General features: G+C 57.7%; 18 protein-coding genes. 5 read left to right on the forward strand and 13 right to left on the reverse strand.

What is annotated here, in order from left to right:
* Nucleotides 1-7 precede the first annotated feature (7 nt).
* Nucleotides 8-733 carry a YebC/PmpR family DNA-binding transcriptional regulator gene (locus tag L63ED372_RS07450; RefSeq protein ID WP_062404934.1) on the reverse strand — a complete coding sequence of 242 codons (726 nt, stop codon included), beginning with the start codon at nucleotides 731-733 and terminating at the stop codon, nucleotides 8-10.
* Between the two features lie 71 nt (nucleotides 734-804).
* Here L63ED372_RS07450 and L63ED372_RS07455 point away from each other — a divergent pair, with 71 nt between their 5' ends.
* Nucleotides 805-2,334: a helicase HerA-like C-terminal domain-containing protein gene (locus tag L63ED372_RS07455; RefSeq protein WP_062404936.1), complete on the forward strand. Its 1,530-nt coding sequence runs from the start codon at nucleotides 805-807 to the stop codon at nucleotides 2,332-2,334.
* 95 nt (nucleotides 2,335-2,429) lie between these two features.
* On the opposite strand, the gene clpA is transcribed toward L63ED372_RS07455, so the two are convergent.
* Both clpA and clpS read right to left on the reverse strand, forming a co-directional pair.
* Nucleotides 2,430-4,763 carry an ATP-dependent Clp protease ATP-binding subunit ClpA gene (clpA, locus tag L63ED372_RS07460; protein WP_062404938.1) on the reverse strand — a complete coding sequence of 778 codons (2,334 nt, stop codon included), beginning with the start codon at nucleotides 4,761-4,763 and terminating at the stop codon, nucleotides 2,430-2,432.
* 60 nt (nucleotides 4,764-4,823) lie between these two features.
* Nucleotides 4,824-5,183 (reverse strand): ATP-dependent Clp protease adapter ClpS, encoded by a 360-nt coding sequence (clpS, locus tag L63ED372_RS07465; protein ID WP_062404940.1) that lies wholly within the window; start codon nucleotides 5,181-5,183, stop codon nucleotides 4,824-4,826.
* Nucleotides 5,184-5,342: 159 nt separating this feature from the next.
* On the opposite strand from clpS, the gene L63ED372_RS16640 reads away from it, so the two are divergent.
* Together L63ED372_RS16640 and L63ED372_RS07475 are read left to right on the forward strand one after the other, a co-directional pair.
* Nucleotides 5,343-5,663, forward strand: a complete 321-nt coding sequence (locus tag L63ED372_RS16640; RefSeq protein ID WP_082431626.1) for a cold-shock protein — start codon at nucleotides 5,343-5,345, stop codon at nucleotides 5,661-5,663.
* A gap of 192 nt (nucleotides 5,664-5,855) precedes the next feature.
* The gene (locus tag L63ED372_RS07475; protein ID WP_062404942.1) at nucleotides 5,856-6,314 is read left to right on the forward strand and encodes a DUF192 domain-containing protein; all 459 of its coding nucleotides are present in this window, start codon (nucleotides 5,856-5,858) and stop codon (nucleotides 6,312-6,314) included.
* Nucleotides 6,315-6,317: 3 nt separating this feature from the next.
* On the opposite strand, the gene L63ED372_RS07480 is transcribed toward L63ED372_RS07475, so the two are convergent.
* From L63ED372_RS07480 to thrS, 8 genes are all read right to left on the reverse strand, one after another.
* A complete protein-coding gene (locus L63ED372_RS07480; protein WP_062404944.1) occupies nucleotides 6,318-6,665 on the reverse strand; it encodes a DUF1840 domain-containing protein in 348 nt (115 codons plus the stop codon).
* 22 nt (nucleotides 6,666-6,687) lie between these two features.
* Nucleotides 6,688-7,038, reverse strand: a complete 351-nt coding sequence (locus L63ED372_RS07485) for an integration host factor subunit alpha (protein ID WP_062404946.1) — start codon at nucleotides 7,036-7,038, stop codon at nucleotides 6,688-6,690.
* 9 nt (nucleotides 7,039-7,047) lie between these two features.
* Nucleotides 7,048-9,477, reverse strand: coding sequence for a phenylalanine--tRNA ligase subunit beta (gene pheT / locus L63ED372_RS07490; RefSeq protein ID WP_062404948.1), 2,430 nt, complete (start codon nucleotides 9,475-9,477; stop codon nucleotides 7,048-7,050).
* 33 nt (nucleotides 9,478-9,510) lie between these two features.
* Entirely contained in the window at nucleotides 9,511-10,548 is a 1,038-nt protein-coding gene (pheS, locus tag L63ED372_RS07495) for a phenylalanine--tRNA ligase subunit alpha (RefSeq protein WP_062404950.1), read from the reverse strand.
* A gap of 120 nt (nucleotides 10,549-10,668) precedes the next feature.
* Nucleotides 10,669-11,031, reverse strand: a complete 363-nt coding sequence (rplT, locus tag L63ED372_RS07500) for a 50S ribosomal protein L20 (protein WP_026036460.1) — start codon at nucleotides 11,029-11,031, stop codon at nucleotides 10,669-10,671.
* Between the two features lie 25 nt (nucleotides 11,032-11,056).
* Entirely contained in the window at nucleotides 11,057-11,260 is a 204-nt protein-coding gene (gene rpmI, locus L63ED372_RS07505) for a 50S ribosomal protein L35 (protein ID WP_062407790.1), read from the reverse strand.
* 136 nt (nucleotides 11,261-11,396) lie between these two features.
* Nucleotides 11,397-11,930: a translation initiation factor IF-3 gene (gene infC / locus L63ED372_RS07510; protein WP_062404952.1), complete on the reverse strand. Its 534-nt coding sequence runs from the start codon at nucleotides 11,928-11,930 to the stop codon at nucleotides 11,397-11,399.
* A 152-nt stretch (nucleotides 11,931-12,082) separates the two neighbouring features.
* Entirely contained in the window at nucleotides 12,083-14,002 is a 1,920-nt protein-coding gene (gene thrS, locus L63ED372_RS07515) for a threonine--tRNA ligase (RefSeq protein ID WP_062407792.1), read from the reverse strand.
* A 262-nt stretch (nucleotides 14,003-14,264) separates the two neighbouring features.
* On the opposite strand from thrS, the gene L63ED372_RS07520 reads away from it, so the two are divergent.
* The gene (locus L63ED372_RS07520) at nucleotides 14,265-16,499 is read left to right on the forward strand and encodes an NADP-dependent isocitrate dehydrogenase (protein WP_062407794.1); all 2,235 of its coding nucleotides are present in this window, start codon (nucleotides 14,265-14,267) and stop codon (nucleotides 16,497-16,499) included.
* Between the two features lie 271 nt (nucleotides 16,500-16,770).
* Here the strand turns inward: L63ED372_RS07520 and aceA are convergent, their stop codons facing one another.
* Nucleotides 16,771-18,102, reverse strand: a complete 1,332-nt coding sequence (gene aceA / locus L63ED372_RS07525) for an isocitrate lyase (RefSeq protein WP_062404954.1) — start codon at nucleotides 18,100-18,102, stop codon at nucleotides 16,771-16,773.
* 511 nt (nucleotides 18,103-18,613) lie between these two features.
* On the opposite strand from aceA, the gene L63ED372_RS07530 reads away from it, so the two are divergent.
* On the forward strand, nucleotides 18,614-19,018 hold the full coding sequence (locus L63ED372_RS07530) for an SWIB/MDM2 domain-containing protein (protein ID WP_062404956.1): 405 nt from the start codon (nucleotides 18,614-18,616) through the stop codon (nucleotides 19,016-19,018).
* Between the two features lie 123 nt (nucleotides 19,019-19,141).
* On the opposite strand, the gene L63ED372_RS07535 is transcribed toward L63ED372_RS07530, so the two are convergent.
* Entirely contained in the window at nucleotides 19,142-20,842 is a 1,701-nt protein-coding gene (locus L63ED372_RS07535; protein WP_062404958.1) for a thiamine pyrophosphate-binding protein, read from the reverse strand.
* Between the last annotated feature and the right edge of the window lie 21 nt (nucleotides 20,843-20,863).

Consider the following 20,863-nt stretch of genomic DNA (forward strand, 5'->3'; position numbering starts at 1 on the left):
AACTTCCTTAATCTTCAAACTCGGCGTTGTGGAAAACGTTTTGCACATCGTCCAAGTCTTCCAATATATCCAATAACTTTTGCATTTTCGCCGCTTCGTCACCGGCCAAAGACACAGAATTTTCGGCACGCCAAGTGACCTCGGCCATCTCGGCCACCAGTCCAGCCGCTTCCAGCGCATTTTTCACGGCTTCAAAAGCTGCGGGTGTGGTCAACACCTCGATCGCGCCCTCCGCGTCGGTGAGCACGTCTTCGGCACCCGCTTCCAGGGCCACCTCCATGACGCGGTCCTCCGATGTGCCAGGAGCAAAAATCAGCTGACCGCAATGCTTGAACTGAAACGCCACCGAACCCTCGGTGCCCAGGTTGCCGCCGTGCTTGCTCAGGGCATGGCGCATTTCGGCTACGGTGCGCACCCGGTTGTCCGTCATCGTGTCGACAATGATGGCCGCGCCGCCAATGCCATAGCCTTCGTAACGAATTTCTTCGTAGCTCACGCCTTCCAAGTTGCCCGTCGCCTTGTCCACATTGCGCTTGATGGTGTCGGCTGGCATGTTGGCGGCCTTGGCCTTTTCGATGGCCAAGCGCAGGCGAGGATTGGCACTGACATCACCGCCACCCGTGCGGGCCGCCACCATGATTTCACGCACCACGCGGGTCCAAATGCGTTGTCTTTTTTCGTCTTGCCTGCCCTTGCGGTGCTGAATATTTGCCCATTTACTGTGGCCAGCCATCGGGAATTCCTTGAATGTTGATTTAACCTATAGGCTGGATTTTACTTTTCACTCCGGGAGGGAAACTTTCGATGGCTGATCCCATGTTGATTGCTCAAAATGCGCAGGCTCAGTGTCACCTGCTGCCCGGTCTCGCCAACCGGCACGGCCTGATCACCGGGGCCACCGGCACCGGCAAAACGGTGACCTTGCAAACCCTGGCGGAAAGCTTCTCGCGCATCGGGGTGCCGGTCTTCATGGCCGACGTCAAAGGTGACCTGACCGGCGTCAGCCAAACGGGCAAGATCGGCGAGAAACTGGCTGCCATCCTCAAAGACCGCGGACTGGCATTGCCCGAGCCGCTGGCCTGCCCCACCACCGTGTGGGACGTGTTTGGCGAGCAAGGTCACCCGGTCCGCGCCACCATTTCCGACATGGGCCCACTGCTGCTCACACGCATGCTGGGCCTGAACGACACCCAAGCCGGGGTGCTGAACCTGGTGTTCAAGATCGCAGACGACAATGGCTTGCTGCTGCTGGACATGAAAGACCTGCGGGCCATGCTGCAGTACGTGGGCGACAACGCCAAACAGTTCACCACCGAGTACGGCAACATCAGCGCCGCCAGCATCGGCGCCATCCAGCGCGGATTGGTGCAAATCGAGACCCAGGGCGGTGACCAATTCTTTGGCGAGCCCATGCTCAACATCGAAGACTTCATGCAGACCGACGCGCAGGGTCAGGGGGTGGTGAACATCCTGGCGGCCGACAAGTTGATGAACTCGCCTCGCCTGTACGCCACGTTCTTGCTGTGGATGCTGTCCGAGTTGTTCGAGGTGTTGCCTGAAATCGGTGACCCGGTCAAACCCAAGCTGGTCTTCTTTTTTGACGAGGCCCACCTGCTGTTCAAGGATGCGCCTGCGGTCCTGGTCGAACGCATCGAGTTGGTCGTGCGCCTGGTGCGCTCCAAGGGCGTGGGGGTTTACTTTGTCACCCAAAACCCGCTGGACATCCCCGACAGCGTGCTGGGCCAGCTGGGCAACCGGGTGCAACACGCCCTGCGCGCCTACACACCGCGCGACCAGAAAGCCGTGAAATCCACCGCCCAAACCATGCGCCCCAAAGCGGGCTTGGACATCGAAGCGGCCATCACCGAACTGGCTGTGGGCGAGGCCCTGGTGAGCTTTTTGGACGCCAAAGGCCGCCCCTGTGAGACCGAGCGGGTGTTTGTGCTGCCGCCCGGCAGCCAGCTGGGGCCCATCACCCCGGAACAGCGCCAAGCGCTGGTACAGGGCTCTTTGGTGGCCGGAGTGTACGAACAAGCCCAGGACCGGGAGTCGGCTTATGAACGCATCAAAGGCCAGACCGCGGTGTCCGGTCAGGCCAACGCCACCCCTTTGCCAGGCCAGGCCCCGGCTGCGCCTGAGGCTGCCAGCGGTGGGCTGATGGGCGGCTTGTCTGACATGCTGTTTGGCAGCACCGGTCCCCGCGGTGGACAGCGTGACGGCGTGGCGCAGCTGGTGGTCAAAAGTGCCGTGCGCACCGTAGGCTCGGCCATTGGCCGAGAAATTGTGCGGGGTGTGTTGGGCGGCTTGCTCGGCGGCGGTGGACGGCGCAGATAAGTGCACTGGACTTGCCCCAAAAGAAAAAGGCCCTCACGGGCCTTTTTCTTTGACCTGACCCTGAAATTCAAGACCAGGCTGGCGCAGCGCTGCCCTTAGCCTGCAGTGGCCTCTTCAGGCTCAGCCGGTTCCGAACGGGAGGCGCGGCTTTCCTTCTTGGGGTTGGCCGTGATGTCCAGCAGCACCTCGTCCTTGTCGTCGATGTCCACCGTCAGGCGACCACCATCGGTCAGGCGACCGAACAACAACTCGTCGGCCAAGGCCTTGCGGATGGTGTCCTGAATCAGGCGCTGCATGGGGCGAGCGCCCATGAGCGGATCGAAGCCCTTCTTGCCCAGGAACTTGCGCAAAGCATCGGTGAAGGTGACCTCGACCTTTTTCTCGCCCAACTGGGTTTCCAACTGCAGCAAGAACTTGTCGACCACACGCAAGATGATTTGCTCGTCCAGTGGCTTGAAGCTCACGATGGCGTCCAAGCGGTTGCGGAACTCGGGGGTGAACAGGCGCTTGATGTCGCCCATTTCGTCCCCGGCCGCACGCGGGTTGGTGAAACCGATGGTGGCCTTGTTCATGGTCTCGGCCCCCGCGTTGGTGGTCATGATGATGATCACATTACGGAAGTCGGCCTTGCGTCCGTTGTTGTCGGTCAAGGTGCCGTGGTCCATGACCTGCAGCAGCACGTTGAAGATGTCTGGATGGGCTTTTTCGATCTCGTCGAGCAAGAGCACGCAGTGCGGCTTCTTGGTCACTGCTTCGGTCAACAGACCACCTTGGTCAAAGCCCACATAGCCCGGAGGCGCACCGATCAGGCGGCTGACGGCGTGTCGCTCCATGTACTCGGACATGTCAAAGCGGATCAGCTCAATGCCCATGATGTAGGCCAGCTGTTTGGCCGCTTCGGTCTTGCCCACACCCGTGGGGCCCGAGAACAGGAAGGATCCGATCGGCTTGTCGGTCTTGCCCAGTCCAGAGCGAGCCATCTTGACGGCCGAGGCCAGCACTTCCAAGGCTTTGTCTTGGCCAAACACCACCGATTTGAGGTCGCGCTCGATGGTCTGCAGTTTGCTGCGGTCGTCGTTGGAAACGTTGGCAGGCGGAATGCGGGCGATCTTGGCCACGATGTCTTCGATTTCCGACTTGCCAATCGTCTTTTTGCGTTTGGAAGCCACCTGAATGCGCTGGGCAGCACCGGCCTCGTCGATCACGTCAATGGCTTTGTCGGGCAACTGGCGGTCGTTGATGAACTTGGCCGACAACTCAGCCGCCGCTTGCAAAGCGGCAACCGTATATTTGACGCTGTGGTGGTCTTCAAAGCGGCTCTTGAGACCTTTGAGGATGTCAACCGTCTCAGACACGGTGGGCTCAACCACGTCCACTTTCTGGAAGCGGCGGCTCAAAGCGGCGTCTTTTTCGAAGATGCCGCGGTATTCAGTGAAGGTGGTCGCACCGATGCACTTGAGCTGACCACTGGACAGCGCTGGCTTGAGCAGATTCGATGCGTCCAAGGTGCCGCCAGAAGCTGCACCCGCACCAATCAGAGTGTGGATTTCGTCGATGAACAAAATGCCGTTGGGCTTGTCCTTGAGCGACTTGAGCACGCCTTTGAGGCGCTGCTCAAAATCACCCCGGTACTTGGTGCCCGCCAGCAGTGCGCCCATGTCGAGCGAATACACCGTGGCTTCGGCCAGAATGTCGGGCACAGTGCCTTGCGTGATGCGCCAGGCCAAGCCCTCGGCAATCGCGGTCTTGCCCACACCGGCCTCACCCACCAGCAGCGGGTTGTTTTTGCGGCGGCGGCACAGGATCTGGATGGTGCGCTCAACTTCATATTCACGACCAATCAGCGGATCGATCTTGCCTTCTTTGGCTGCCTGGTTCAGGTTGTTGGTGAACTGCTCCAAAGGCGAGGCCTTTTCGTTGCGTTCACCCCCATTGGCCTCTTCGGCTTCGGAGCTGGAAGGCGCGTCGGATTTGGCGGCTTCAGGTGGATCGCTCTTGCGGATGCCGTGGGCGATGAAGTTCACCACATCCAAACGCGTGATGCCCTGCTGGTGCAGGTAGTAGACAGCGTGCGAGTCTTTTTCGCCAAAGATGGCGACCAGCACATTGGCGCCGGTCACTTCCTTTTTGCCATTGCCGGTGGACTGCACATGCATGATGGCGCGTTGGATCACACGCTGGAACCCTAAAGTGGGCTGGGTGTCGACCTCTTCGGTACCGGCCACCTGAGGCGTGTTGTCTTTGATGAAGTTGCTCAAGGCCTTGCGCAAATCGTCAATGTTGGCGGCGCAAGCGCGGAGCACTTCCGCGGCGCTGGGGTTGTCCAGCAGTGCCAGCAACAAATGCTCGACGGTGATGAATTCGTGGCGCTGCTGGCGGGCTTCAACAAAGGCCATGTGCAAGCTGACTTCCAATTCTTGGGCAATCATGTGATTTCCTTATGCCTTGCTGAGTAAAAAAGATGAAGAGGAGGTGGGGGGTATACCGGCTTATTCAATGGGTTCACTGACACATTGCAGCGGGTGACCGGCCTGTTTGGCCGCGTCCAGCACCTGATCCACCTTGGTGGCCGCCACATCACGGGAATAAACCCCACAAACGCCTTTGCCGTCCAAGTGGATCTTGAGCATGATCTGCGTGGCCGCTTCGCGGTCCTTGCTGAAAAACTCTTGGATCACCATGACCACAAATTCCATGGGGGTGAAGTCGTCGTTGAGCATCGCCACCTGGTACATCTGGGGCGGTTCAATTTTTTGAGCACGTCTTTCGAGGACCACCGAATCGCCGCCATCAGGGGCACGCGGGGTCACGGTCGGCAGCGTGGGATTAGAAGGTTTTTTCGTTGCCATGATTTCATTCTATCGATGCTTTCAAGCCCTTTGAGCTCGGGGTCTGAAAAGTCTTAGCCGCGTGCGGCAGAAATGCTGCACCCCGGGAAAACCTCACATTGACAAATTCGCCTTGAATTACTCAAACTGAACCCTCTAACAAAAACACGGAGACATCGTATGCCCAGTGGTACGGTCAAATGGTTCAACGATGCCAAAGGTTTTGGTTTCATTCAACCTGACGGCGGCGGCGCAGATGCCTTCGCCCATTTCTCGGCCATTCAGATGGAGGGCTTCAAAAGCCTCAAGGAAGGCCAACGGGTCGATTTCGAGCTGACGCAGGGCGCCAAGGGCCTGATGGCTGCGAACATTCTGGCAGCTGCCGAAACGCCCGCCGTATCCAAGCCGTCCGTACCCCAAGACAGCCATTTGACCCGCCATGACCCCAACGAGGATGGCGCCAGCACTTCAACCCGCAGCCCCGATACGCCAGCAGCCTGATATCCACCGAGCCCCTCGCGGGCAGCTGTTGGCGGTTCAAACCAAGATGAGCGGGGCAACGGGTGCGTCAACACCCTGGCCAGGCGGTATCCTTGGGCCTGATTTTTTCCTACCCGCCCCCACACCATGATCACCCTCTTTTTAGCGCTACCTTACCCTTCACACCGCCCTGCCCGATTGTTAAGCAAGCGCATGACTGCGCTGTGGATGAGCGTCGGCCTGCTGATGGCCGGATCGTTGGCATCGGCCCAATCCACCCCCGCACCCCAACTGGACCTGGCACGCACCCAATTGACGGCTGGCATGCACCGCCTGGATGTTCAATTGGCCCAGACCCCAGATCAGCGCCAAATCGGTCTGATGTGGCGCAAGGAAATGCCGCAGCACGAGGGCATGTTGTTTGTGTTCGAACAAGCCACGGTTCAATGCTTTTGGATGCGCAACACCCTGATTCCCTTGACCGCTGCGTTTGTGGAGGACGATGGCACCATCGTGAATCTGGCTGACATGCAGCCACAGAAAGACGATTCGCACTGCTCCAGCAAGCCCGTTCGTTTTGTGCTGGAAATGAACCAAGGCTGGTTCGCCAAACGGCAGATCAAGCCCGGCTTCAAACTCGGCGGCACCGTCTTCAGCAAACGGCCCGGTTGAACGTTACACGCCCCAAACCATGTCGGAGGGGTCGGCCACGCAGTGCTTGAGGAGTTTGAGCATGGGGCTGGCCCGTTGCGCAAGCCGCACTGGATCTAGAGCCTCACCCGTGGTGTCCTGAGCAGTGTCAGCGGGCATGAGGGCTTTTTGCGCCGCTTGACTGCGCTGCAAACGGGCAGCTTCATCTTGGGCCACAGCCGACTCCAGCTTGGCGATGGCCGCAGGCAGGTCCTTCACCAAAATGATGCCTTTGTCAGGGTCGTGACCCAACATGATGTGCAGCAGCCTGCGGGCATCGGCCTCCAGCATGATGAGGTCGCTGGTGACTTGGGATTTGAACTTGAACAACATGGGCACTCCGATCAAAAATGATTCAGCGGCCCACCGTCTCCACACCTTCGTCGTCAACGGCATCGCCCTGGATCAAGGCCTTGAGTTTATGGCTGGCATGGAAGGTCGCGACACGACGTGCATCAATGGGGATCAATTCTCCGGTGCGCGGGTTGCGCCCAGGACGGGCGGCTTTGGTGCGGATCTGAAAATTGCCGAAGCCTGATATTTTCACATCGTCTCCTGCAATCAAGCTGTCCACCATCAGGTCAAAAAACGCGTCGACCATGTCCTTGGACTCGCGCTTGTTCAAACCAATTTGCTCGAACAGCAAGTCGGCCAGATGCGCCTTGGTCAGGGCCGGGGTTTCAAGGGATTCAAAACTGATTTGCATCACACGTACTCAAGCACGCAGCCGTGCAGCCACTTGCGCTGACAGGCTGGCCATGACAGCGCTCATGGCGGTTTCGATCTGGGCATCGGTCAAAGTGGCCTCGTCGCTGTGCAGGCTCAAACGCACCGCCAGACTTTTCTCGCCCACGGCCAAACCGCCCGAAGCTTCCGCCTTGGGACGGTAGACATCGAACAGCACCGCATGGCGCAGCAAACCCTGAGTCGGGGCGCTGTGGATGGCCTGCATCAGCTGGGCATGTGTGATCTGCTCGCGCACGATCACGGCGATGTCGCGCTCCACCGCTTGCATCTTGGCCACGGGTTGGGCCACAGGCACGCTGCGCTGGATGACCGCTTCGAGGTCCAGCTCGAACACCACAGGCGCATGCGGCAAGTCCCAAGCCTGACGCCAGCGTGGGTGCAACTCACCCACATGACCAATCACAAGGCCATTCAGCAGCACTTGGGCCGAGCGGCCGGGGTGCAAGGCGGGGTGCTCGGAGACCACAAATTCGGCCTGGGCCGGGGCCAGCAAGCGTTCGACATCGGCTTTGACATCGAAGAAATCCACCAGACGCGACTTGCCTGTCCAGCTCAAGGGCTCCAAGGGGCCCCAGGCCATGCCTGAGACTTTCATGGGCTGGTCAAACCCTTGCACCGTGGCGTCGCTGTCGGCCACGCTCGCATCACGCAGAAACACGCGGCCCAACTCGAACACCCGCACGCGATCGGCCTTGCGGTCGGCGTTGAACTTGACGACCTGCAGCAGCGAGCCGATCAGGCTCGAGCGCATCACACTCATCTGGCTGGCGATGGGGTTGAGCAGTCGGATCGGGTTGGCGTTACCTGCCAAGTCCTTTTCCCAAGCTTCTTCGACAAAGCTGTAGTTGATGGTTTCCTGGTAACCCAAAGCGGCAATGGCGCGGCGCACGGCCGAAGGGCTGCGCTCGGTCTCTGGGCGCACCTTGGCGGTGATGGGGGCCAGCGGTGGGTTCGTGGGCAGGTTGTTGTAGCCCACCATGCGGGCCACTTCCTCGATCAGGTCTTCTTCGATCTGCAAATCAAAACGGAAGCTCGGCGGCGTCACGGTGACGGTGCCTGCGGCTTCTGTGACCTGCAAACCCAGACCGCGCAAAGCGTCAGCGCATTGCTGCTGCGTCAGCGGCATACCAATCACCTTGACCGCACGGGCCACGCGCAGCGTGACGGGTTGGATGGCTGGAATGTTCAGCGTCTGGTCGTCGATGGGGCCCACCTGCGTCTGGGGCGTGCCGCAAATGTCGAGCACCAGCTGGGTGATGCGCTCGATGTGCTCCACCGTCAGCTGAGGGTCCACACCACGTTCGAATCTGTGACCCGCATCGGTAGAGAAGTTGTATCGGCGCGAGCGGCCCGCGATGGCTGCGGGCCACCAGAACGCGGCTTCGATGTAGATGTTTTGCGTGTCATCGGACACGGCGGTGGCGTCGCCGCCCATGATGCCCGCCAGCGACTCGACTTGGCTGTCGTCGGCGATCACACCGACCTTGTCGTCCACGGTCACGGTGTTGCCGTTGAGCAACTTGAGCGACTCACCCGCTTGGCCCCAGCGCACCTGCAGACCGCCGCGGATTTTGTCGAGGTCAAAAATGTGCGAAGGACGACCGAACTCGAACATCACGTAGTTGGAGATGTCCACCAGCGGGCTCACGCTGCGCTGGCCACACCGTGCCAATCGATCCACCATCCACTGCGGGGTCTGAGCTTGGGTGTTCACGCCTTTGACTACACGACCGCTGAAGCGGCCGCACAGGTCCGTCGCGTGCACTTTTACAGCCAGCTTGTCGCCGATCTGCGTGGTCACTGACGGAAAAGTCGGTGCCTTCAAAGGTGCGCCTGTCAGGGCCGACACTTCGCGGGCGATGCCGTAGACGCTCAAGCAATGCGCCAAATTGGGCGTCAGCTTCAGCGTCATCAGGGTGTCGTCCAGATACAGGTACTGGCGAATATCCTGACCCAAAGGCGCATCAGCGGGCAACTCCAGCAGACCGCCATGGTCGTCGGCGATCTGCAGCTCTTTGGCCGAGCACAGCATGCCTTGGCTTTCCACGCCGCGCAGCTTGCCGACTTTGATCAGGAAAGGTTTGCCGTCTTCACCAGGCGGCAATTCAGCCCCCACCATGGCGCAAGGCACACGGATGCCCACGCGGGCGTTGGGCGCACCACACACAATGTTCAGCAAGGCGCCCTGCCCCACATCGACCTGGCACACGCGCAAGCGGTCGGCGTTGGGGTGCTGAACGGCTTCCTTGATTTCACCGACCACGATTTTGGTGAACGGCGGAGCCACAGGCTCGAGCTCTTCCACTTCAAGACCCGCCATGGTCAAGGTGTCGGCCAGTTGCTGGGTCGTCAGGGGCGGGTTGCAGAACTCGCGCAACCAGGATTCAGGAAATTGCATGACTCGTGTCTCGTGTGTCGGACTTGGGAGGAATTACTGGAACTGGCTCAGAAAGCGCACATCGCCGTCAAAGAAGAGGCGCAGGTCGTTCACGCCATAGCGCAGCATGGTGAAGCGGTCCATGCCCATGCCAAAGGCAAAACCAATGAACTGCTCGGGGTCCAAGCCCATGTTACGCACCACATTCGGGTGCACTTGACCGGAGCCGCCCACTTCGAGCCAGCGACCGGCCAAGGGGCCGCTTTGGAACTGGATGTCGATCTCGGCGCTGGGTTCAGTGAAGGGGAAAAAGCTGGGACGGAAACGCAGCACCAGGTCGTCGCTTTCGAAGAAGGTGCGGCAGAAATCGGTGACCACCACCTTCAGGTCTTTGAAGCTCACGTTCTCACCAATCCACAGGCCTTCGCACTGGTGGAACATGGGTGAGTGGGTGGCATCGGAATCGACGCGGTAGGTACGGCCCGGCGCGATGACGCGGATCTCGGGCATGCCTTGGCCCGCATCGAGTTGTTTTTTGTAGCGCTTGACGTGCTGCACCGCATGGCGGATTTGCATGGGACTGGTGTGTGTGCGCAGCAAATGACCGCCTTCGACGTAGAAGGTGTCGTGCATGGAGCGGGCTGGGTGATCTTCGGGCGTGTTGAGCGCGGTGAAATTGAACCAGTCGGTCTCGATCTCAGGGCCCTGGGCCACTTCAAAGCCCATGGAGCCAAAAATGTTTTCAACCCGCTCAAGCGTGAGCGAGACGGGGTGCAAACCGCCCACATTGGCGCGGCGCCCAGGCAGCGTCACATCCAGCGCCTCGGCTTTGAGTTGGGCTTGCAACTCGGCGTCGGCCAGGGCCTGGCGGCGGTCGTTCAAAGCGGCCTCGATCGCCTGCTTGGCGATGTTGATGGCGGCGCCTCGGGTTTTTTTGTCTTCCACGCTCAGAGCGGCCATGCCCTTCATCAACTCGGTGATGCGACCGGCTTTGCCCAAAAACTGGGCCTTGGCGTTTTCGAGGTCAGCAGGTGTCAGTGCCTGCACAAAACTCTGGCGGGCGGATTCGACCAGGGTGTCCAGCTCGTTCATGGTGTGGGAGATCGTTGATCTGTGTGAGAAAGAACAAAAAAGGGATTGAAGCTTTTGCGAGCCTCAATCCCTTTGATCGAGTGCGTGGCACAGACCCGGAGGCCCATGTCACTCATGGACTCAAGCTGCGGCCAGTTTGGCTTTGACTTGGTTCACGATGCCAGCAAAAGCGGCCTTGTCGTGCACGGCGATGTCCGCCAGCATCTTACGGTCGATTTCGATAGCAGCCTTTTTCAGGCCGTTGGCGAACTGGCTGTAGGTCAGACCGCATTCACGCGCAGCGGCGTTGATACGGGCAATCCACAACTGACGGAACACACGCTTTTTGGTGCGGCGGTCACGGTAGGCGTATTGGCCGGCCTTCATCACCGCCTGTTTGGCGATGCGGAAGACATTGCCGCGGCGACCGCGGAAACCTTTTGCAAGGGCCAGGACTTTCTTGTGACGGGCGCGTGCCGTTACACCACGTTTAACGCGAGGCATAGTTTTTCTCCTTGTTCGTCAGTGATTACAGGCCAGCCATCGGCAGCATCTGCGCCATGTGACCCATATTGGTCTCATGCACAGACACGGAACCGCGAAGGTGACGCTTGTTTTTGGTGGTCTTCTTGGTCAGGATGTGACGTTTGAAGGCTTGGCCGCGTTTAACGGTTCCACCGGGACGAACACGGAAGCGCTTTTTAGCACTGCTTTTGGTCTTCATCTTGGGCATATTCATGCTCCTTTAATTGTGCTCGTGAGGCGTCTGCAAAAAATTTGCAGCCTTGTTGGCCCCGAGCCACTTTTAACAAAAGCTGCCCAAAGGCAGCTTTTGACTCAACCAGCCCGAAAGCCGGTCAAATTCTTTGTCAAGCCGATTCCGCAGGCACCGACGCGTCAGAAGCCTTGCCACCCGCCACCGGCTTTTTACGACCAGGCGCGATCATCATGATCATCTGGCGGCCTTCCAACTTCGGAAACTGCTCCACAATGATCGAGTCTGCCAGCTCATCGCGAATGCGGTTGAGCAAGTCCAAACCGAGTTCCTGGTGCGTGATTTCACGACCACGGAAACGCAAAGTGATCTTGCACTTGTCTCCATCGGCCAAAAACCGGCGGATGTTGCGCATCTTGATGTTGTAGTCACCATCGTCCGTGCCGGGGCGGAACTTGACTTCCTTGATGTCAATGACCGTTTGCTTGGCTTTGGCTTCCGCCGCACGCTTTTGCTCCTGGTATTTGAACTTGCCGTAGTCCATCAAACGGCACACCGGCGGAATGGCGGTTGCGGCAATTTCGACCAGGTCCACATCCATCTCACCCGCCAAGCGCAAGGCTTCGGCCAGGGACAAAATGCCCATGGGCTCATTTTCAGGCCCGGAAACACGGACCTCAGGGGCCATGATTTCACGGTTCAAACGGTGTTTACGTTCTTCGCGTTGGCGACGATCACGAAATTCGGTAGCGATGACTCAATCCTTTACGGAACAAAACTGCAACAAGCAGCCTATCCATCTTTGTGCCCACGGGCCAAAGCTTGTGGCGAAAAACACCTTCAGGCTTTAGAAGCAATGTCGGCAGCAATGAGTTCTATGAACGCATCGATCGACATCACACCGAGGTCTTTGTTGCCTCGGGCGCGCACTGCGACGGTACCTGCTGCCTTTTCTTTGTCGCCAGCGACAAGGATGTAAGGCAGCTTTTGCAACGAATGCTCCCGTATTTTATACGTGATTTTCTCGTTACGCAGGTCCAAATCGACCCTAAGGCCTTGATTTGACACCGATTTTTGCAGTTTTGCAGCGATTTCACGACAGTAATCGGCCTGAGCATCCGTGATGTTCAGCACAGACACTTGCAGCGGTGCCAGCCATGTGGGCAAGGCGCCCGCATGCTGCTCAACCAAAATCCCGATGAATCGCTCCATGCTGCCCACAATGGCGCGGTGCAGGATCACAGGACGTTGACGGCTGCCGTCCTCGGCGGTGTATTCGGCATCCAGACGCTCGGACAGGTTGAAGTCCACCTGGATCGTGCCGCACTGCCATTCGCGGCCGATGGCGTCCTTGAGCGTGTATTCGATCTTGGGGCCGTAGAAAGCGCCGTCGCCTTCAGAAATGACATATTCGCAACCCGATGCTGTCAAGCTGTCCATCAAAGCTTTTTCGGCCTTGTCCCACAAATCATCTGAGCCGATGCGGGCTGCAGGGCGTGTAGACACTTTGTAGAGAATGTTGGTGAAGCCAAAATCGGCGTAAACCTTCTTGAGCACCTTGGTGAAGGTGTCGCATTCGGGCAGGATCTGGTCTTCGGTACAGAAAATGTGGCCGTCGTCCTGCGTGAAACCGCGCACCCGCATGATGCCGTGCAAGCCGCCCGAGGGCTCGTTGCGGTGGCACTGACCGAACTCGCCGTAGCGCAGTGGCAGGTCGCGGTAGCTCTTGATGCCCTGCTTGAAGATCAGGATGTGGCCCGGGCAGTTCATCGGCTTGAGGGCGTAATCGCGCTTTTCCGACTCGGTGGTGAACATGTTGTCACGGTACTTGTCCCAGTGACCCGTTTTTTCCCACAAGCTCTTGTCGATGATCTGAGGGCCTTTGACCTCTTGATAACCGTTGTCACGGTAAACCTGACGCATGTATTGCTCGATGGTTTGCCAAACGGTCCAGCCTTTGGGGTGCCAGAACACCAGTCCCGGCGCATGCTCGTCAATGTGGAACAGGTCGAGTTCTCGGCCCAGCTTGCGGTGATCGCGCTTTTCCGCTTCTTCCAGGCGTGTCAGGTACTGCTGCAGATCGTCCTTGCTGGCCCAGGCCGTGCCATAAACACGCTGCAGCATTTCGTTTTTGCTGTCACCCCGCCAGTAAGCGCCCGCGACCTTCATCAGCTTGAAATGCTTGAGCTTGCCGGTGCTGGGCACGTGGGGGCCACGGCACAAGTCCTCGAAGTTGCCTTCACGGTAGAGACTCACGTCTTGGTCTGCCGGGATGCTGGCGATGATTTCGGCCTTGTAGTGTTCGCCCAAACCCTTGAAATAGGTGACAGCCTCGTCTCGTGGCAAAACGCGGCGGACCACTGCTTCGTCTTTGTTGGACAGCTCGGTCATGCGCTTTTCGATGGTGACCAAGTCTTCGGGAGTGAACGGACGGCTATAAGAGAAGTCGTAATAGAAGCCGTTGTCGATCACAGGGCCGATCGTGACTTGCGCCTCGGGAAACAAGTCCTTGACCGCATAGGCCAGCAAGTGCGCGGTGGAGTGACGAATCAGCTCTAAGCCTTCTGGATCTTTGGCCGTCACGATGGCCAGCTGGGCATTCGATGTCATGCTGAAGCTGGTGTCGACCAACTGGCCATTCACCTTGCCACCCAAGGCCGCCTTGGCCAAGCCTGCGCCGATGGATGAAGCCACCTCGGCGACTGTGACCGGGCCGGGAAATTCGCGCAATGAACCGTCGGGAAGCGTGATCTGAACCATGGAATTGAATGCAAAAGCGCGGTGAATGACCGCGCAGGATGATGAAAAAGAAAAAACCTCTTTCATTTTCCCACAATTGACATGCCGTTTGATGAGGAACAAACGGTTGTCATGGACCTTGTGTCCAACCAAGTGAAACGCTTGATGTCCGCATGGCTTGTTTTTAACCCGTCATCAGAACGGTCGTCAGGCTCATGTGGGTGCGCTTGGTTTAAGATAGAGATTCCTTTTTCATCTTGTAAAAACCTGTACCACGATGACCATGACAGACGCCCGCTCCAAAATCATTTACACCCTCACGGATGAAGCCCCCCTCTTGGCCACTGCGGCTTTTTTGCCTGTCATTCGCACATTCACACAAGCCGCTGGCATTGACGTTGAAACCAGCGACATCTCCGTGGCCGCTCGCATCCTGGGTGAATTCTCTGATCTGCTGCCACCCGAGCAACGCGTGACCAACAACTTGGCCGAACTGGGCAAGCTCACGCTCAACCCCAAAGCCAACATCATCAAGCTGCCCAACATCAGCGCCTCGGTGGGTCAATTGACTGCCGCCATCAAAGAATTGCAAGGCAAGGGCTATGCCCTGCCCGATTACCCCGATGCACCTAAAAATGACGAGGAAAAAGCCATCAAGGCCCGTTATTCCAAGTGCATTGGCTCGGCCGTGAACCCGGTGCTGCGCGAAGGCAACTCTGATCGACGTGCCCCTCGCGCCGTCAAAGAGTTCGCCCGCAAAAACCCCCACAGCATGGCCGAATGGAGCCAGGCTTCCCGCTCGCACGTCTCGCACATGCATGCAGGCGACTTCTACCATGGCGAAAAGTCCATGACGCTGGACCGTCCCCGTGACGTGAAGATGGAGCTCATCACCAAGAGCGGCAAAACCATCATTCTCAAGCCCAAAGTCTCTTTGCTTGACCGTGAAGTGATCGACAGCATGTTCATGAGCAAAAAAGCTTTGCTCGAGTTCTATGAAAAAGAGATTGAGGACGCGCATAACACGGGCGTGATGTTCTCGCTGCACGTCAAGGCCACCATGATGAAGGTCTCGCACCCCATCGTCTTTGGTCACTGTGTCAAGATTTTTTACAAAGACGCATTCGCCAAACATGGCGACTTGTTCAAAGAGTTGGGCGTGAACGTCAACAATGGCATGGCCGATCTCTACAACAAGATTGCCACCCTGCCCCAGTCCAAACAAGACGAAATAAAGCGTGACTTGCACGCTTGCCACGAAGGCCGCCCTGAGCTGGCCATGGTGGACTCAGCCAAGGGCATCACCAACTTCCACTCGCCCAACGACGTGATCGTGGACGCCTCCATGCCCGCCATGATCCGCAATGGCGGCAAGATGTGGGGCGCCGATGGCCGTTTGAAAGACGTCAAGGCCGTGATGCCCGAGTCGACCTTCGCCCGCATCTACCAAGAGATGATCAACTTCTGCAAGTGGCACGGCGCCTTCGACCCCAAGACCATGGGCACCGTGCCCAACGTGGGTCTGATGGCCCAACAGGCTGAGGAGTACGGCTCGCACGACAAAACCTTCGAGATTCCCGAAGACGGCGTGGCCAACATCACCGACCTCAACACGGGTGAAGTGCTGCTGAGCCAAAACGTGGAAGAAGGCGACATCTGGCGCATGTGCCAGGTCAAGGACGCTGCCATCCGCGACTGGGTCAAACTGGCCGTGACGCGTGCACGCAACTCCGGCATGCCTGTGGTGTTCTGGCTTGACCAGTACCGTCCCCACGAAGCCCAACTGATCACCAAGGTGAAGATGTACCTGCACGAGCACAACACGGCAGGTCTGGAAATCCAGATCATGAGCCAAGTGCGTGCGATGCGTTACACCTTGGAGCGCGTGATCCGCGGCTTGGACACCATCAGCGCCACGGGCAACATCCTGCGCGACTACCTGACCGACCTGTTCCCCATCATGGAACTGGGCACCTCGGCCAAGATGCTGTCCATCGTGCCTTTGATGGCTGGTGGTGGCATGTACGAAACCGGTGCGGGTGGCTCCGCCCCCAAACACGTCCAACAGTTGGTCGAGGAAAACCATCTGCGTTGGGACTCGCTGGGTGAATTCCTGGCCCTGGCTGTGTCACTGGAAGACTTGGGCATCAAAACGAGCAACAACCAGTCGAAAATCCTGGCCAAAACACTCGATGCAGCCACAGGCAAATTGCTCGACAACAACAAGAACCCTTCCCCCAAAACAGGTCAATTGGACAACCGTGGCAGCCAGTTTTATCTGGCGATGTACTGGGCGCAGGAATTGGCAGCGCAAACCGAGGATCTGGCCTTGCAAGCCAAGTTCACGCCTTTGGCGAAACTCTTGACCGACAAGGAAAAGACCATCGTGGCCGAACTCAATGCAGTGCAAGGACATCCGGTGGACATTGGCGGTTATTACTATCCTTCACCCGAAAAGCTCAAGGCCATCATGTGCCCTAGCGCGACCTTCAACGCAGCTTTGGCCTCTGCAGCCTGAACAGACTGCTGATCGCCACCGACAAAAAACCACCCCACGGGGTGGTTTTTTTTGTCCATTCACCAGTGGATCTGCAGCGACGCGCTGAGCATGACCTTCGTTGACCATCGCAAAATAGGCCAAGTGCAGCCACTTCAATTCACATCAGGGTGTCAAAGCACAGCTATACCAAGCCAGATATCCGTCATACCATCACATAAAAAAGCCACCCGAGGCCGCAGCATCGGATGGCTTTTGAAGGCCAGCGCCCTTTCAGGCGCTATGCCAGAGATCAGTGGAACTGCTCTTCTTCGGTCGAACCGGTCAAGGCTTTCACCGAAGACGAACCGCCCTGGATCACGGTGGTCACATCGTCGAAGTAACCTGCGCCGACTTCTTGCTGGTGCGACACGAAGGTGTAACCCCTGTCGCGGGCTGCGAATTCAGGCTCTTGCACCATTTCTGTGTAGTGCTTCATACCTTCGCCGCGGGCGTAAGCGTGGGCAAACTGGAAAGTGTTGAACCAGTTGATGTGGATACCGGCCAGCGTGATGAACTGGTACTTGTAACCCAAAGCCGACAGGTCGTCCTGGAAGGAAGCGATCTGGCTGTCGTTGAGGTTTTTCTTCCAGTTGAAAGATGGCGAGCAGTTGTACGACAGCAGCTTGCCGGGACATGCAGCGTGCACGGCTTGTGCAAATTCACGGGCAAAGCCAATGTCGGGCACGCCGGTTTCGCACCACACCAAGTCGGCGTATGGGGCGTAAGCCACACCGCGGCTGATGGCTTGCTCCAGGCCGTTCTTGACACGGTAGAAGCCTTCTTGTGTGCGCTCGCCGGTCAGGAAAGGCTTGTCGTTGGCATCGTGGTCAGAAGTGATCAGGTTGGCAGCTTCGGCGTCTGTGCGGGCCAACACAATAGTGGATACACCCATGACGTCAGCAGCAAAACGTGCAGAGATCAATTTCTCGCAAGCTTCTTGAGTGGGCACCAAGACTTTGCCACCCATATGACCGCATTTTTTGACGGCGGCCAATTGGTCTTCGAAGTGCACACCTGCAGCGCCGGAGGCAATCATGTTCTTCATCAATTCAAAGGCGTTCAAGACACCGCCGAAACCAGCTTCTGCATCGGCCACGATGGGCAAGAAGTAATCGATGAATTCTTTGTCACCGGGGTTAATGCCACGACCCCACTGGATTTCATCGGCGCGCTTGAAGGTGTTGTTGATGCGGCGAACCATGGTGGGCACCGAGTCATAAGCGTAGAGCGATTGGTCTGGGTACATGGTCTCTGACGTGTTGCCGTCGGCAGCCACTTGCCAGCCCGACAGGTACACGGCTTCCAGGCCAGCTTTGGCTTGTTGCATGGCTTGACCGGCAGAGATCGCACCGAAGGCATTGACGTAACCTTTTTTGGCGCCGCCGTTGATTTTTTCCCAGAGTTTTTCGGCACCGCGCTTGGCCAAGGTGTGCTCGATGGGCATGCTGCCGCGCAGACGCACCACGTCTGCTGCGGAGTAACCGCGCTTGACGCCTTTCCAACGGGGATTGTTGGCCCAGTCTTTTTCTAGGGCTGCGATTTGCTGTTCACGGCTGAGTTGTTGAGTGATGTCGGCTGGCATGGAAGACTCCTTAAGTAAAGTTGAAATCAAGTGATCGTTGCAGCGGTTTCTGCTTCGTCCATGCCGTCATCTTAACTCTTATAGAAGACTTATTTTCTATCTTATGTCTTATACAAGACATATTTTTATTTGTTTAAAAACAATGACTTATGGAAGCAATTTTTCAATATGAAAAATATATCCATGATTCAAAAGAAATCCAAAATCAATTGTTTCGCTTTTTTTGCAATGTGGGAAATCAAAACAAGTGATGAAATGCCACATCCAAACGCATCACCAAACCAAAAAACCGGAACTTGAAAGCGCCTCTCAGCTCCTCGTGATCCCAAATGGGCCTCAAGAAAGTTGGCAAGACCGAAAAAAGCCCAACAAAGAGGGTAAATCAGCAACAACACCTAGAGAAAAATGATTTTTCCACTTGGAAAGTGCCTCTTTCTCTATTAGCATCCACCTAGCTGTAAACACATGGTTTCTCAGCGGCGAACCCACTTCCGACCAAAGGAATTTCATCATGGCAACTGCGAAAAAAACCCCGGCCAAAAAAGCTGCAGCTCCCGCTAAAAAAGCAGCACCGGCAACCAAGGCTGCACCCGCCAAAAAAGCGGCTGCTCCTGCTAAGAAGGTGGCTGCCAAAGCACCCGCCAAAAAGGCTGCTCCTGCTAAAAAGCGCACCCCCAACCCAGCCTTCATGAAGGCACTGACCCCCAGCGCAGCTCTTGCAGCCGTGGTGGGGGCCGCACCTCTGCCACGCACTGAAGTGGTCAGCAAGATGTGGGTCTACATCAAGAAGCACAAACTGCAAGACAGCGTGAACCGTCGCGCCATCAACGCCGACGACAAGCTCAAGGCTGTTTTTGGCAAGGCACAAGTCACCATGTTCGAAATGGCCGGCTTGATTGGTAAGCACCTGAAGTAATTCAGTCGCTCGGCCATGTGCCTCAACAAAAAACCCGCCTCGGCGGGTTTTTTTATGGGCCTCAGCAAGGGCGAAGTGCATCTGGCATCAAGACGCGTGAGGTTTGATACCCAACGCACTCCATCAATGGGCATCTTGCCGGGCCAAAGCGGCCTGGGTAATAGCGCTCAGGGTGCCGCGTGTGGTGATGACCTCAGGGTCCAACATGACCTCAATCAGCGTGCCTTGGGGACGCGCCAGCGCCTCCAACAGGGCCGGCTCAAAGGCTTGGGTCTGATCAATGCGCACCCCCACATACCCATAAGCCGACGCCAAAGCGGCAAAGTCGGGGTTTTGCAGCTTCGAGCCCGCCACATGGTCAGGGTATTCGCGCTCTTGGTGCATGCGGATGGTGCCGTACATGCCGTTGTTCAGCAAAACAATGATGCTTTTGCCACCGTGCTGAACTGCTGTCGCCAGTTCCTGACCGTTCATCAAAAAGTCACCATCACCCGCAATGGTGAAGGCCACTCGGCCCGTCAACAAATTGGCCGCAATACCGGCTGGAACGCCATAACCCATGGCACCCACGGTGGGGGCCAATTGGGTTTTGTGGCCTTTGACCAGTCCGTGGTGCTTGTAAAAACGGTGCATCCAACTGGCGAAATTGCCCGCACCATTGGTCAGCACGGCATCTTCAGGCAAATGCTTTTGCAGCGCTGCCACAATGGCGGGCATGTCGATGTCACCGGGCAAGGTCTGGGGTTTGAGGTTGTTCAGGTAGTCGGTGTGAGAAGCTTGTGTCCACTCGGCCCAAGGCAACTCGGTGGGCGCACTCAAAACTTCCAGGCTGCGCGCAGCCGCATTCATGGTGGCGTGGATGGCCAAATCGGCTTGGTAAACACGGTTGAGCTCTTCGGCACTGGCATGGATGTGCACCAGTTTCTGCCGGGTTTTAGGCGCTTGTAGCAGGGTGTAGCCCCCGGTGGTCATTTCACCCAATCGTGGACCGATGGCCACAATCAGATCGGCATCTCGCACGCGCTGGGCCAATGCGGGGCCAATGCCAATGCCCACATCCCCGGCGTACATGGGGTGGTGGTTGTCAAAGGTGTCCTGAAACCGGAAAGCATTGGTGACGGGCAGCCGCCAATTTTCGGCAAAACGTTGCAAGGCTTGCGCCGCTTGCGGTGTCCAGCCTCCTCCGCCTGCAATCACCAGTGGCTTTTGAGCGGCCAACAGCATCTCGCGCAGGGTGCGCAAGGCACCCGGATCACTCCAGGCCTGAACGGCTTCCACGCGCCCCAAGGCCTGGGCCTTGACGGGGCGGGTCAGCATGTCCTCGGGCAACACCAAGACGACGGGGCCAGGGCGGCCATTCATGGCCGTGGCAAAAGCGCGGGCCACATATTCGGGCAATCGCTCCGGATCATCCACGCGTTCGACACGTTTGGCCATGCCCTTGGTCGAGGGGCCAAAGAAGTGGGTGTAGTCCATTTCCTGGAAGGCTTCGCGGTCTCGGGTGTCACTGGCCACATCACCCACAAACAAAATCATGGGCGTGGAGTCCTGGAACGCAGTGTGCACGCCGATCGAAGCATTCGTGGCCCCCGGGCCGCGCGTCACAAAACAGATGCCAGGGCGGCCGGTCAGCTTGCCTTGGGCCTCGGCCATAAAGGCTGCCCCACCCTCTTGGCGGCAGGTCACAAAAGTGAGCTGATCGCGGTACAGGTGAAAGCCGTCCAGCACCGCCAGATAGCTCTCCCCGGGCACACCGAAAGCATGGGTAACGCCTTGGGCCAGAAGGCATTCAACGAGCAGATGGCCAGCAATTTTTGAAGTCATGCCCTATTGTGCCCAAGGCCA

It is taken from the genome of Limnohabitans sp. 63ED37-2 (assembly GCF_001412535.1).
Classification (GTDB): Bacteria; Pseudomonadota; Gammaproteobacteria; order Burkholderiales; family Burkholderiaceae_C; genus Limnohabitans_A.

Coding starts and splice junctions, on each gene's coding strand:
- L63ED372_RS07450 (WP_062404934.1), bottom strand. CDS start 733: ATGGCTGGCCACAGTAAATGGGCAAATATTCAGCACCGCAAGGGCAGG.
- L63ED372_RS07455 (WP_062404936.1), top strand. CDS start 805: ATGGCTGATCCCATGTTGATTGCTCAAAATGCGCAGGCTCAGTGTCAC.
- clpA (WP_062404938.1), bottom strand. CDS start 4,763: ATGATTGCCCAAGAATTGGAAGTCAGCTTGCACATGGCCTTTGTTGAA.
- clpS (WP_062404940.1), bottom strand. CDS start 5,183: ATGGCAACGAAAAAACCTTCTAATCCCACGCTGCCGACCGTGACCCCG.
- L63ED372_RS16640 (WP_082431626.1), top strand. CDS start 5,343: ATGCCCAGTGGTACGGTCAAATGGTTCAACGATGCCAAAGGTTTTGGT.
- L63ED372_RS07475 (WP_062404942.1), top strand. CDS start 5,856: ATGACTGCGCTGTGGATGAGCGTCGGCCTGCTGATGGCCGGATCGTTG.
- L63ED372_RS07480 (WP_062404944.1), bottom strand. CDS start 6,665: ATGTTGTTCAAGTTCAAATCCCAAGTCACCAGCGACCTCATCATGCTG.
- L63ED372_RS07485 (WP_062404946.1), bottom strand. CDS start 7,038: ATGCAAATCAGTTTTGAATCCCTTGAAACCCCGGCCCTGACCAAGGCG.
- pheT (WP_062404948.1), bottom strand. CDS start 9,477: ATGCAATTTCCTGAATCCTGGTTGCGCGAGTTCTGCAACCCGCCCCTG.
- pheS (WP_062404950.1), bottom strand. CDS start 10,548: ATGAACGAGCTGGACACCCTGGTCGAATCCGCCCGCCAGAGTTTTGTG.
- rplT (WP_026036460.1), bottom strand. CDS start 11,031: ATGCCTCGCGTTAAACGTGGTGTAACGGCACGCGCCCGTCACAAGAAA.
- rpmI (WP_062407790.1), bottom strand. CDS start 11,260: ATGCCCAAGATGAAGACCAAAAGCAGTGCTAAAAAGCGCTTCCGTGTT.
- infC (WP_062404952.1), bottom strand. CDS start 11,930: ATGGCCCCTGAGGTCCGTGTTTCCGGGCCTGAAAATGAGCCCATGGGC.
- thrS (WP_062407792.1), bottom strand. CDS start 14,002: ATGGTTCAGATCACGCTTCCCGACGGTTCATTGCGCGAATTTCCCGGC.
- L63ED372_RS07520 (WP_062407794.1), top strand. CDS start 14,265: ATGACAGACGCCCGCTCCAAAATCATTTACACCCTCACGGATGAAGCC.
- aceA (WP_062404954.1), bottom strand. CDS start 18,102: ATGCCAGCCGACATCACTCAACAACTCAGCCGTGAACAGCAAATCGCA.
- L63ED372_RS07530 (WP_062404956.1), top strand. CDS start 18,614: ATGGCAACTGCGAAAAAAACCCCGGCCAAAAAAGCTGCAGCTCCCGCT.
- L63ED372_RS07535 (WP_062404958.1), bottom strand. CDS start 20,842: ATGACTTCAAAAATTGCTGGCCATCTGCTCGTTGAATGCCTTCTGGCC.